The following is a 12,111-nucleotide window of genomic DNA, read 5'->3' as shown; positions in this document are numbered from 1 at the left end:
CTGTCTCGCTGTGCTCGCGATCCCGTCGGGCCGACGCCGGTCGCGGCACATCCGTTACGAGTGAGCAGTTTTTACCGTCCGGCCGACGCCTGACGACCGGAATGGCTACAGGACGTCTCCCGGCCCCCGTTGGGACGCAAAAAAGCCATGCCCAGGCTCAAATGCAGGGCTCAAATCCACCGCGACACCCTTGACATATCAGCGTTTTCGGCAGAACGCCTGTCCCGACGCGTCATGGATTGTTCATGGATCTGATTACTACCACTCCCGACCTCGCCGCCGCCTGCTCCCGGCTCGCCCAGCACAAGGTCATCACGGTCGACACCGAGTTCCTGCGCGAGACGACCTACTATCCCCTGCTCTGCGTCGTGCAGATGGCGAGCCCGGACGAAGCCGTCGTCATTGACACGCTGGCGCCCGGCATCGACCTCAAGCCGTTCTTCGAGCTGATGGGGAACGAAGCGGTGCTGAAGGTGTTCCACGCCGCCCGCCAGGACATCGAAATCGTCTGGCATCAGTCCGGCACCATTCCACATCCGATCTTCGATACCCAGGTCGCCGCCATGGTGCTGGGCTATGGCGACAGCATCGCCTATGACCAGCTCGTCGAACGCGTCACCGGCCACCGGCCCGACAAGACCCACCGCTTCACCGACTGGTCGCGCCGCCCGCTGACGCCCGAGCAGATGCATTACGCTGTCTCTGACGTCACCCATTTGCGCGATGTGTTCGCAGCGCTCGACGCCGATCTGAAGAAGCGCGGCCGCAACGACTGGGTCAGCGAGGAGATGGAAGTTTTGACCTCGCCCAAGACCTACGATTTCCACCCCGAGCGGGCCTGGGAGCGGCTGAAGACGCGGGTGCGCAAGCCGAAGGAACTCGCGGTGCTGATGGAAGTCGCGGCCTGGCGAGAGCAGGAAGCGCAAAGCCGCGACGTGCCGCGCTCACGCGTCATGAAAGACGATGCGGTCGGCGACATCGCCACCCACGCCCCGACCTCGCTCGAACGTCTCGCCAGCCTGCGCTCGCTACCGAAGGGCTTTGACCGCTCGAAATGGGGCACCGACATCATCGCAGCCGTCCAGCGCGGCCTCGCCCGCGATCCGCACACGCTACCGAAGATCGAAAAGCCGCGCGGCAATTCGAACGGCGCAGCGACTGTCGAATTGTTGAAGGTGCTGCTGCGGATGACCTCGGAGCGGCACGCCGTGGCCAGCAAGGTGATCGCCACCGTCGACGACCTCGACCAGATCGCCGCCGACGACCACGCCGACGTTCCGGCCCTGCACGGATGGCGCCGCGAATTGTTCGGCGAAGCCGCGATTGCGCTTAAGCACGGCAGGCTAGCGCTCGCGATCGAAAAAGGCCGCGTCGTCAGGGTCGATCGGGCGTAGGCTGGCTCTTAACCTCTCCGCCGCAAGAGCGGGGCGAGGGAGAATAACTACCACTTCAACTCCAGCCCCACCGTGCCCTGATGCGACTGCATCGCGGCGCGGACCTTGGCGTCGTAGTTCACATATAGCCGCGCGGTATTGGTCAGGCTCAGCGAGGCCGAAGCACCGGCATCGGCGCCGTATCGGCTCTCGCCGATGCCCTGGAACGTAATACTCTGCACGCCCTGGCTGACGGTGATATCGGAGAAATTCTGCACGAGGTTGTCGACGAACTTGCCGTAACCTGACAGGTCGAGAATCTTGCCGTCGAGGATCCAGTAATGGCCGATCTCGGCGCCGATCAGGAGCCGCGCCCGCTGCACGGTGGCGCCGGTCGCCGTTACGGGATCGAGGCCGCCGATCTCCTGCAACGCCCCGGTCTGGGCGCGGACATATTCGAACGCGCCCTTCGGCACGATGCGGCCCTGATCCTTTGACCAGTAATAGCTGATCTCGCTCAGGACGCCGTCGAGCCGCGCATTGTATCCGGCGGTCGCCAGCCCAAGGCCGGTATCGCGGCGCGAGTTGACGTTGCCGAACCCGTGCACCACCGCGCTGGCCCAGGTCCACGGCCCGCTGTCGACGGAGGCGGTGAAACCAAGCTGGGTCAGGTCGATCGTCGCCGATTGCAGCGCCAGCGGAATGTCGATTGACGATCGGCTCTGATCGACCGAGAAGCCGATATTGATGCCCGGCGCCACCCGCGCCCCGATCCCGGCTACGCCGCCCCAGGTCTTTCGGTTATCGCCGACGAAATCGCCGACCGCGCCGTTCCGGGTCGAGTTCCCATAAGCCTCGAACCAGGTCCGGTAGCGCGGCGCTTCCGTGCTCTCGGAAGCGCCGCCGCCGCCCGGATTGGTCCGCTGCAGGCGGTTGAAGCCGTTGCTCGACTGATTGCCCAGCCGCTCCAGGAAATTGCTGCCGAGATTGGTCAGCGCCGCGCCGGACGAGACCGCCGAGTTGATCACCGTCGGTGTCGGGCTCGGCGTCGGCGAAGGCATGGGGGTCGGGGTGGGCGTGGGCGTCGGCGATTGCGCCTGCGCTGTCGACATCACGACGACAAGAACGGCCACCATCGCAAGCAGCCGCGCGAGCGCGCAACAGGCCCCCCTTCTTCGTGCCCGCGAAAGCCGCCATGAGCAGCGCATGCAATCCATTCCCAAGGGCAGAAGCGCGGCCCGAAAATGCGCAAAATCCCGATCAACTGCAGCGATTTGCACCCGGTTCACCCGAAGGGTCAATCGGTCAGCCCCCCAGCCCGTCACCGAATACGCGTCATTGTTGTTCGGCTGCCACAGCTCGCGCGACATCGTGACCAAGTTTCGTCGCGCGCCAGAACTCTTGCGAACGCCAAAATTTCGTGTTGCAATCCGACGCACAATCGGATTCAGGCCGTTCGACTGTGCGTTTCGCGACCAGGAAATCTAGCAGCTACCGGGGAGCCCGTTTGTGGCGTGGCACGTGGAGAACGTGGCCGCGTCTTTTTTGTATCTAGTCTAAACTTGGAGACAGGCGATGGCGATGCAGAAGGGCAGCGTCAAGTGGTTCAACCCCACCAAGGGGTATGGGTTCATCAAGCCGGCGGTCGGCGAGAAGGACGTGTTCGTCCACATCTCGGCCGTCGAGCGCGCGGGACTCACCACTCTCAACGAGAACCAGCACATTGAGTACGACCTTGTCGAAAACCGCGGCAAGACGTCCGCGGAAAACCTCAAGGTCACTTAAGACTCCATCCACGCAAATTGCCCCCGGCCTCGCCGGGGGATTTTGCTTTTGCCCTGAACTTAGGCCGCCGCCTCGCAGCCCGCGATCTCTCGGAGTTCCGGATAGAATCGCGCAGTCATCCGGCTGACATAGCGCCGCAAATTGGCGTGGCCCGCCGCCGCCCGCTGCAAATCCGATTCGAACAGCGGACAGATCGCACTGACCGCGAAGGCGAATATCGTGGCGTCGATGCCGGTGGGCTCCTTGCCCATGAAGAACAGCTTGTCGCCGAGATAGGCCGCCATCGCATCGATCGAGCGGATTCCAATCGCGGTGATCTCGTCGGCGGAGTGACGGCCGATCCCCTGCCCGTGCAGCGTCTTGCGCAGGCGGCGGCGGATCATCGAGACGACGACGGGCCGGACCGGCGCAGGCACGCCCTTGAAGAAGTTGACCGGCCCTTTGCGGAAATTGTCGTCGATCATCCAGCGGAAGTAGACGCTCGCCCAGTATAAATTATCCTCCGCCATCTTCTCGAAGGCCCAGGCGACGGCGAGCTGCTCGGCACTGAGTCCCTGATCGAAATCGATGCCGTATTTCTTTTCGAGGTGCCAGCGGATCAAGGTGGAGTCGCCGAGCAACTGGCCGTCATCCTCGATGTAGGGAATCTTGCCCTTCGGCGCCTTCGAAAAACTCATCAGCGCCTTTTCGAACGGCAGCTTCGACATCCGCAGCAAGGTCTCGGCCTTGGTCACGAAGGGGCTTGCGTCGGGAAGGCCAAAATTGGGCCCGGAGCCATAGAGCGTGATCATGGAACCCTCGATGTATCTTGCGGGGCGCGGCTCTCGCGCTCGTTCGCGCACATCGGCAGATAATATCAGATCGTCCGCGGCGAAATCAGGGTGCCGTCGCGGTCGGACCCGCCGGCGGTCTTGCAGATGTCGCCTTCGAGGCGAAGCTTGCCGCTCGCAAGCAAACGCAGCGCCTCGGGATAGATGCGATGCTCGATGCCAAGGATGCGCTGCGATAGCGCCTCCGGCGTATCGTCATCGGCCACTTCAACCGCGCCCTGCATCACGATCGGGCCGGCGTCGGTTTCAGGAATCACGAAATGCACGGCGGCGCCCGAGATCTTCACCCCGGCCTGCAACGCCTGGCCGTGCGGATCGAGGCCCGGAAAGGACGGCAGCAGCGAGGGATGGATGTTGAGCATCTTGCCGTACCAGCGCTGCACGAACTCCGCGGTGAACAGGCGCATGAAGCCGCCGAGGCAGATCAGTTCGACCTTCCGTTCTTCGAGCGCCCGCTGCAGCACCGCTTCGAAGCCGGCGCGATCCTTGCCGAACGGCTTACTCTCGATGACGATCGTCGGGACGCCGTTCGCAGCCGCCCGCTCTAGCCCCAGCGCATCGCCCCGGTTGGAGATGACGGCGACGATCTCGGCCGGAAAGTCGGCAGCTTTCGCCGCATCGATCAGCGCGGCCATGTTCGATCCGCGCCCCGAGATCAGGATGGCGACACGGCGTTTCATGGGGCGAGATCGAGATGGCCGTTATAGACTACGCGATGTTCGCCCGACGCCGGGATCACTTCGCCGAGCAAGGCGACGGTCTCGCCGCTTTCGGTGAGGATCTCCGTTACCTTCTCGACCGCATCCGGCTTGACGATTGCGATCATGCCGATGCCGCAGTTGAAGGTGCGCAGCAATTCGAGCTCGGCGATACCGCCCTGCTCGGCCAGCCATTTGAACACCGGCAATACCGGCAGCCGCGCCAGATCGATGCCGACGCCGAGATGTTTTGGCAGCACGCGCGGAATGTTGTCGGTGAAGCCGCCGCCGGTGATGTGGGCGAGGCCTTTGATCGCGCCGGTCTCGCGGATCGCGCGCAGGCACGATTTCACATAGAGCCGCGTCGGCGCCAGCAGCGCGCCGCCCAGCGTCATGACCGGCGAGAACGGCGCCGGCGCACCGAAGCCGAGGCCGGAGTTTTCCACGATCTTGCGGACCAGCGAAAAGCCGTTGGAGTGAACGCCCGACGAGGCCAGTCCGATCACGGCGTCGCCCACCGCGATATCCGCGCTCGGCAACAGCGTGCCGCGCTCGGCAGCCCCGACCGCAAAGCCCGCGAGGTCGTAATCGCCGTCCTTGTAGAGGCCCGGCATCTCGGCGGTCTCGCCGCCGATCAGGGCGCAACCGGACTCCCGGCAGCCCTCGGCGACGCCGGCCACGATGGCCGCCGCGGCCTCGGGGTCGAGCTTGCCGCAGGCAAAATAGTCGAGGAAGAACAGCGGTTCCGCGCCCTGCACCACGAGGTCGTTGACCGACATCGCCACCAGGTCGATGCCGATGCCGCCATGCAGCCCGGTCTCGATCGCGATCTTGACCTTGGTGCCGACGCCGTCGGTCGCCGCCACCAGGACGGGGTCCTTGAACCCCGCCGCCTTGAGGTCGAACAGCCCGCCGAATCCGCCGATTTCGGCGTCGGCGCCGGCCCGGGCGGTGGCGCGCACCATCGGCTTGATGAGGTCGACCAGGCGGTTGCCTGCGTCGATATCGACCCCCGAATCCGCGTAAGTCAGCCCGTTTTTGCGGTCGTTCATGCCCAAATTCCAGTATGATGACCGCTGGTTACGAGGAATTCCGCGATCCTGCAATGGCTCGCAAGCGCTTGGCGCATATACTATGTAGATAAGAGCCGGCTGAACCCGCCAGGGGCCGGATCTAAGGCCGGGAGCCGGGAAGCGACCGAGTTGAGTATTCCGAACATCATTACGCTGGGGCGCATCATTCTGGTCCCGGTCATCGTCTGGGCGATCGTTTCCAGCCAGATGGAAATTGCGTTTGCGATCTTCGTCGTTGCAGGCGTCAGCGACGCCGTCGATGGCTTTCTCGCCAAGCGCTTCAACATGTCGAGCGAGCTCGGCGCCCTGCTCGACCCGCTCGCCGACAAGGCGCTCCTGGTTTCGATCTTCGTGGCGCTCGGCATCTGGGGCGCGGTTCCGCGCTGGCTCGTCATCCTGGTGGTGTCGCGCGACATCATGATCGTCACGGCGGTGATCGTGTCATGGCTGTTCGACAAGCCGATCCCAATGAAACCCCTGATGGTGTCGAAGCTCAACACGGTGGCGCAGGTGGCGTTCGCAGCGCTGGTGCTGGCCTCGCTCGGTTTCAATTTCAAGCCGGCGCCCTATGACGTGATCCTGATGGGTTTTGTTACAGTCTTTACTTTGGTTTCGGTCTCGCTCTATCTCGTCGAGTGGGTTCGGCACATGAGCACGATCGAAGCGCGCTAGCTTCTTCCTTTATTTGATGCGTTTTCCTCACGCGAACCCGTAGCCATTTCGCTTGAAAACGCTATGAATGCCCTGGAATCCCGGCCTGGAGACTTGCGTGGCAGTTCGCGTTCAACCTCGTCAGCTTGCTTTCTCGCTGCCGCATGCGGAGAGCCTGACCCGCGACAATTTCCTGGAAGGGCCTGCCAATGAAGCCGCGCTCGCGCTGATCGAAAGCTGGCCGGACTGGCCGAACCGCGTGATGGTGCTGATGGGACCGGAGGGCTCCGGCAAGAGCCACCTCGCCGCGATCTGGGCCGAACAGGCCGGCGCGCGCTCGATATCGGCACACGCGCTTACCCCCGCTTCCGTCCCCGGTGCGCTCACAACCGGGGCATTGGTGGTCGAAGACCTGAAGCCGGCCGACTTCGATGAGCGCGCAATGTTTCACCTCCTGAATCTGGCGCGCGAGGACGGGGCTTTCATCCTGATCACGGCTCGCGTTCCGCCGGCTTCGTTCGAGCTCGAATTGCGCGATCTCAGGTCGCGGCTGCGCGCCGCACCCGCCGTGTCGCTGTTGCCGCCCGACGACCTGTTGTTTCGCGGCCTGATCGTCAAATTCTGCGCCGACCGCCAGTTGAGCATCGACGAGACGGTTGTGAGCTATCTCGCCAGCCGGATCGAGCGCTCCTATGCCGCCGCCCGCCGGGCGATCGAGCTTCTGGATACCGAGGCGCTGCGGCTCGGCCGGCCCGTGACCCGGGCCCTGGCCGCAGAACTGCTGCGGAACGCCTGAAGGGCGAGGGTGCGTGCTGCGTCCTGTCGCCTTGACGGCGGCATTGGGCGGAACATCAATGTCATTGAAACGTCATCGGAATATCACATGGTTTGGGCGGCATTCGCTTAAATAAATGCCGGCGCCCCAGCCCGAGATGGATCAAAGCCTCATGGAATCGGCCCAAGTTATTGATATCAAAGAAAAAGAACAAATTGCCGAGGCGCCTCCCGCGATTGCCACCAGCCCCGAGCGGTTCATCAACCGGGAACTATCCTGGCTGCATTTCAACCGTCGGGTGCTCGAGGAATCGGTCAATCCCGGCCATCCCGCGCTGGAGCGGGTGCGGTTCCTGTCGATTTCCGCCAATAACCTTGATGAGTTCTTCATGGTCCGCGTCGCCGGTATCAAGGCACAGGTCCGCGAAGGCATTGCCGAACGCAGCCCCGACGGGCTCACGCCGTCCGAGCAGCTCTCCCTCATCAACAAGACGGTTTCGGAGCTCGCTTCCGACCAGCAGGCGATCTGGCGCGATCTGCGCGCCATGCTTTCGGATGCCGGCATCAAGCTGGTCGACGGCCACGACTTCACCAAGACGGAGCGCGGCTGGCTCGAGGATCACTTCCTCCGTAACATCTTCCCGCTGCTGACGCCGCTGGCGATCGATCCGGCGCACCCCTTCCCCTTCATCCCGAGCCTCGGCTTCACCATCGCGCTGCAATTGGCGCGGACTTCCGACGGCAAGGCGATGAACGCGCTGATCCGCATGCCCGGCAAGATCGACCGCTTCATCCGCATGCCTCCGACCGGCGATGGCGCCGTGCATCTGATCCCGCTGGAGCAGGCCACCGGCCTGTTCATCGGCCGCCTGTTCCCCGGCTACACCGTGAAGGGCCAAGGCGCTTTCCGCATCATCAGAGACTCCGAACTCGAAATCGAGGAAGAGGCCGAAGACCTGGTCCGCCTGTTCGAGACCGCGTTGAAGCGGCGGCGGCGCGGCTCGGTGATCCGGCTGGAGATGGAAGCCAAGATGCCCGAAGAGCTGTGCGCCTTTGTGCGGCAAGCGCTTTCGGCGGCGGACGACGAAGTGTTTCTGGTCGATGGCGTGCTGGCGATGAACGAGCTCTCGCAGCTCACGCGGCTCGACCGGCCCGACCTCGAATTCACACCCTATGTGCCGCGGCATCCCGAGCGGGTGCGCGACCATGGCGGCGACATCTTCGCGGCGATCCGGCAAAAGGACCTGATCGTCCATCACCCCTATGAATCCTTCGACGTCGTCGTGCAGTTCCTGCAGCAGGCGGCGCGCGATCCTGACGTCGTCGCCATCAAGCAGACGCTCTATCGCACCTCGAACAATTCACCGATCGTGCGCGCGCTGGCCGAGGCCGCCGAGGCCGGCAAGTCGGTGACGGCGCTGATCGAGTTGAAGGCGCGGTTCGACGAGGAGGCCAATATCCGCTGGGCGCGCGACCTCGAACGCGCCGGCGTGCAGGTCGTGTACGGCTTCCTCGAACTGAAGACGCACGCGAAGCTTTCGATGGTGGTGCGGCGCGAGGGTGGTAACCTCACGACCTATGTGCATACCGGCACCGGCAATTATCATCCGGTCACCGCACGCATCTATACCGACCTCTCCTACTTCACCTCGGACCCCATCATCGGCCGCGATGCGGCGCGGGTGTTCAACTACATCACCGGCTATGCCGAGCCGAGCGACATCGAGCGGATGGCGGTGTCGCCGCTGACGCTGCGCAAGCGCATCATCGAACATATCAAAGGCGAGACCAATCACGCCCGACACGGCAAGCCGGGAGCGATCTGGATGAAGATGAACTCGCTGGTCGACCCCGATGTCATCGACGCGCTGTACGAAGCGTCGCAGGCCGGCGTGTCGATCGACCTGGTGGTGCGTGGCATCTGCTGCCTGCGGCCGGGCATTCCCGGATTTTCCGAGAACATTCGGGTCAAATCGATCATCGGCCGCTTCCTTGAGCACGGCCGAATCTACTGCTTTGGTATGGGGCAAGGCCTGCCCGGCCCGAAGTCGGCTGTGTATATCTCGTCCGCCGACATGATGCCGCGGAACCTCGACCGCCGCGTCGAAGTGCTCTGTCCACTGCAAAATCCCACGGTACATCAGCAGGTTCTCGAACAGATCATGGTCGCGAACCTGAAGGATACCGAGCAGAGCTGGCAGTTGTTGCCGGATGGGTCCTCAACGCGTATGAAGGCCGCGAAAGGCGAAGAGCCGTTCAACTTGCACAATTACTTCATGACGAATCCGAGCCTGTCTGGTCGTGGAAAGTCTCTCAAGGAATCTTCGCCGCGCCGGCTCACGCGCCGTAACGAGCGCCAACCATCGTCATAAGGGGCCGCGGCTGTGAAGCGGCCGCGAAAGCGCGCTTCCAGCGTCGCCGTCATCGACATCGGTTCGAACTCGGTTCGTCTCGTCGTCTATGAGACGATGGCGCGCAGCCTTGTCACCATCTTCAATGAGAAGGCGCTGTGCGGGCTCGGCCGCGAGGTGCAGAGCACCGGTCTGATGGCCGAGGATGCCGTTGCCAGGGCGCTGACGGCGCTCAGGCGATTCCGGGCGCTGTGCCGTATCCAGCAGGTGGGACGCGTCTTCGCCATTGCGACTGCCGCCTGCCGCGACGCCAAGAACGGTCCTGACTTCATCGCCAAGGCCGAGCGTATCTGCGGCACACCGATTCAAATCCTATCGGGACCGCGCGAAGCAAAGCTTTCCGCGCTCGGTGTCGTCTCTGGAATCCACAATCCCGACGGCATCGTCGGCGACCTCGGCGGCGGCTCGCTTGAATTGATCGACGTGCAGAAAAGCCGGGTTCACAGCGGCGTCACGTTGCCGCTCGGAAGCCTTGCGCTGCAGGACCTGTCCGACAAATCGTTGAAGCGCGCCGAACGCATCGTGCGCGACGATCTGTCCGGTGTTGCCCAGCTCAAGGCCGCCCGCGGCCGCACCTTTTACGCCGTCGGCGGCACCTGGCGCGCACTGGCGCGCATCCACATCGTCCAAAGCGGCTATCCGCTGCGCGTGATGCACGGCTATTCGATACCCGCCGCCGACGCGCTTGATTTCGCCCGACGCTTGCGCCGGCTCGCGGCCGCCAACATGCTCGCCGATATCGAGGTAGTCGCCGATGCGCGGCGGCCGCTGCTGACCTACGCGGCGCTGGTTCTCGAATACATCATCCTTGTCGGCCGGCCGAAGACGATCGTGTTCTCGACCTTCGGCGTCCGTGAAGGCCTGCTCTATGAAATGCTCCCGCAACAGGAGCGCGCCAAGGACGGTTTTATCTGTGCCGCCCAAACCCTGAACGGGCTGCTGTCGCGCTCGGCCCGCCACGCCGAAGAACTGGTCGGCTGGACCGATCGGCTGGTGCGCGTGGTGAGGCTGCGTGAGACCGACGAAGACCGAAGGCTGCGCCATGCCGCCTGCCTGCTTTCCGACATCGGCTGGCGCGTGCATCCCGATCATCGCGGCGAGGAGACGCTGAGCCTGATCACCAACGGCAATTTCGGCTCGATCAGCCATCAGGGCCGCGCCTTCGTCGCGCTGTCAGTGTTTTATCGCTACGCAGGCCTCAGCGAGGAAAACGAGCCGCCGGAGCGCATCCGCGAGCTGGTGCCGCCGGCGATGGACGAACGCGCTCGCATTCTCGGCGCCGCCTTCCGCGTCGCGCACCTGATCTCGGCGGCGCGCACCGGCGTGTTGCCCGCGACCCACTTCCGCACCCAGGGCCGCAAGCTGATGCTGGTGTTCGAGCATCGCATGGTCGACCTCGTCGCCGACCGCGTCGGCAGCCGCTTCAAGCAATTGGCGCGCCTGGTCGGGCGCGCCGGATCGATCGTGCGGTAGTGAACGTTGGTCTCTCGCGTCGATAACGCGGCATCCAATTGAGCAGAGCGCTCAAACCGCTCGCTGCCTCCCAGCAAAGAACCCATATATCAGCAGCACGATGATCGCCCCGACGACAGCACCAATGAAACCGGCCCCCTCGCCCGTGTTGTACCAACCGAGAGCTTGCCCGAGATAGGAGGCGACGAACGCGCCTACGATGCCCAGAATGGTCGTCATAATGAACCCTGACGGCTCATTGTTTCCGGGCATGATAAACTTTGCAACGACACCCGCCAAAAATCCGATAATGATGGTCCAGATTATGCTCATCCTACCATTTCCCTGTGCTCGATGAATTAAGCGTCGCGCGGAGGTAGACGACCGTCCGGCGTGTATTTGTCGACGGCTGTTGGCAGTTCTCGCGAAAGTCGGTCGAGAATTTCTTCTTGCGAAAGCCCCGTCTGCTGCGTCAACGTCGCCAAAACATCCTGACCGATGGCTTGCTTGAGCTCGGGAGGCGAAATCTCCTTATTGGGGCCGTGGCCGATCCACGATTCCGCAGCCTCGCCTTGACCGTTCTTCTTGAATTGTTCGAATAATTCGCCGAGACCGCCACCAAGCAGGCCTCCGATACCCGCACCGCCCAGCATGTTACTCAGCACATCACTTTGCCCCGGCGGCTGTTTGCCGCCTTCGGGTTTGGAAGGGGATCCCACAGCGCTGTTGAATATTTCCGCGAGCTTGTCGCGATTTTGATATCCCGCAAGGGCAAGCATCCCAAGGAGTGCAGTCATCGATGGCATTCCGCGGCTCATTTTGGCCTCCGTGACATCTGTGTTTCAGTCGGTGTTTGGCCGATCAGGCCTGTTAAACCCCGGGAGCGCCGGAATGTTCGGCCAAGGCCGCATTCTCAGCCTCGCCGAGCTGCATGCCGCCAAGCCGGCCGTAGGCTCAGCGGTCATGCCGGCAGCGAACGCCTGGACCGCGACGCGAAGTTTGATCTAGGTCAACATGGCTGGCGGAACCACCCGATCGTCCTTCTCCGACCTGGCCAGGATTGG

General features: G+C 63.4%; 12 protein-coding genes. 6 read left to right on the top strand and 6 right to left on the bottom strand.

The window, feature by feature from the left end:
• The first annotated feature begins 245 nt into the window (after positions 1–245).
• Positions 246–1,394, top strand: a complete 1,149-nt coding sequence (gene rnd / locus ACH79_RS30615) for a ribonuclease D (RefSeq protein ID WP_161854266.1) — start codon at positions 246–248, stop codon at positions 1,392–1,394.
• 47 nt (positions 1,395–1,441) lie between these two features.
• Here the strand turns inward: rnd and ACH79_RS30610 are convergent, their stop codons facing one another.
• Positions 1,442–2,581, bottom strand: a complete 1,140-nt coding sequence (locus ACH79_RS30610) for an autotransporter outer membrane beta-barrel domain-containing protein (protein ID WP_161854265.1) — start codon at positions 2,579–2,581, stop codon at positions 1,442–1,444.
• Between the two features lie 373 nt (positions 2,582–2,954).
• Here ACH79_RS30610 and ACH79_RS30605 point away from each other — a divergent pair, with 373 nt between their 5' ends.
• Entirely contained in the window at positions 2,955–3,158 is a 204-nt protein-coding gene (locus ACH79_RS30605) for a cold-shock protein (RefSeq protein WP_057857829.1), read from the top strand.
• 59 nt (positions 3,159–3,217) lie between these two features.
• On the opposite strand, the gene ACH79_RS30600 is transcribed toward ACH79_RS30605, so the two are convergent.
• From ACH79_RS30600 to purM, 3 genes are all read right to left on the bottom strand, one after another.
• Positions 3,218–3,949 (bottom strand): glutathione S-transferase family protein, encoded by a 732-nt coding sequence (locus ACH79_RS30600; RefSeq protein ID WP_161854264.1) that lies wholly within the window; start codon positions 3,947–3,949, stop codon positions 3,218–3,220.
• 65 nt (positions 3,950–4,014) lie between these two features.
• The gene (gene purN / locus ACH79_RS30595; protein WP_161854263.1) at positions 4,015–4,668 is read right to left on the bottom strand and encodes a phosphoribosylglycinamide formyltransferase; all 654 of its coding nucleotides are present in this window, start codon (positions 4,666–4,668) and stop codon (positions 4,015–4,017) included.
• On the bottom strand, positions 4,665–5,738 hold the full coding sequence (gene purM / locus ACH79_RS30590) for a phosphoribosylformylglycinamidine cyclo-ligase (protein ID WP_161854262.1): 1,074 nt from the start codon (positions 5,736–5,738) through the stop codon (positions 4,665–4,667). Before purM ends, purN begins: the two co-directional genes overlap by 4 nt.
• Before the next feature lie 150 nt (positions 5,739–5,888).
• On the opposite strand from purM, the gene ACH79_RS30585 reads away from it, so the two are divergent.
• The 4 genes from ACH79_RS30585 to ppx all read left to right on the top strand — a co-directional run bounded on the left by ACH79_RS30585 (position 5,889) and on the right by ppx (position 11,068).
• Positions 5,889–6,431 carry a CDP-alcohol phosphatidyltransferase family protein gene (locus ACH79_RS30585; RefSeq protein ID WP_057839971.1) on the top strand — a complete coding sequence of 181 codons (543 nt, stop codon included), beginning with the start codon at positions 5,889–5,891 and terminating at the stop codon, positions 6,429–6,431.
• Positions 6,432–6,528: 97 nt separating this feature from the next.
• Positions 6,529–7,206: a DnaA ATPase domain-containing protein gene (locus ACH79_RS30580; protein ID WP_161854261.1), complete on the top strand. Its 678-nt coding sequence runs from the start codon at positions 6,529–6,531 to the stop codon at positions 7,204–7,206.
• A gap of 151 nt (positions 7,207–7,357) precedes the next feature.
• Entirely contained in the window at positions 7,358–9,556 is a 2,199-nt protein-coding gene (locus ACH79_RS30575) for an RNA degradosome polyphosphate kinase (RefSeq protein WP_161854260.1), read from the top strand.
• 12 nt (positions 9,557–9,568) lie between these two features.
• Entirely contained in the window at positions 9,569–11,068 is a 1,500-nt protein-coding gene (gene ppx / locus ACH79_RS30570; RefSeq protein WP_161854259.1) for an exopolyphosphatase, read from the top strand.
• 51 nt (positions 11,069–11,119) lie between these two features.
• On the opposite strand, the gene ACH79_RS30565 is transcribed toward ppx, so the two are convergent.
• Together ACH79_RS30565 and ACH79_RS30560 are read right to left on the bottom strand one after the other, a co-directional pair.
• Positions 11,120–11,380 carry a GlsB/YeaQ/YmgE family stress response membrane protein gene (locus tag ACH79_RS30565; protein WP_161854258.1) on the bottom strand — a complete coding sequence of 87 codons (261 nt, stop codon included), beginning with the start codon at positions 11,378–11,380 and terminating at the stop codon, positions 11,120–11,122.
• A 26-nt stretch (positions 11,381–11,406) separates the two neighbouring features.
• The gene (locus ACH79_RS30560) at positions 11,407–11,865 is read right to left on the bottom strand and encodes a YidB family protein (RefSeq protein ID WP_161854257.1); all 459 of its coding nucleotides are present in this window, start codon (positions 11,863–11,865) and stop codon (positions 11,407–11,409) included.
• Between the last annotated feature and the right edge of the window lie 246 nt (positions 11,866–12,111).

Source organism: Bradyrhizobium sp. CCBAU 051011, assembly GCF_009930815.1.
Lineage (GTDB): Bacteria > Pseudomonadota > Alphaproteobacteria > Rhizobiales > Xanthobacteraceae > Bradyrhizobium.
The sequence above is the reverse complement of the archived record's forward strand: the minus strand, read 5'-3'. Positions and strand labels throughout refer to the sequence as shown.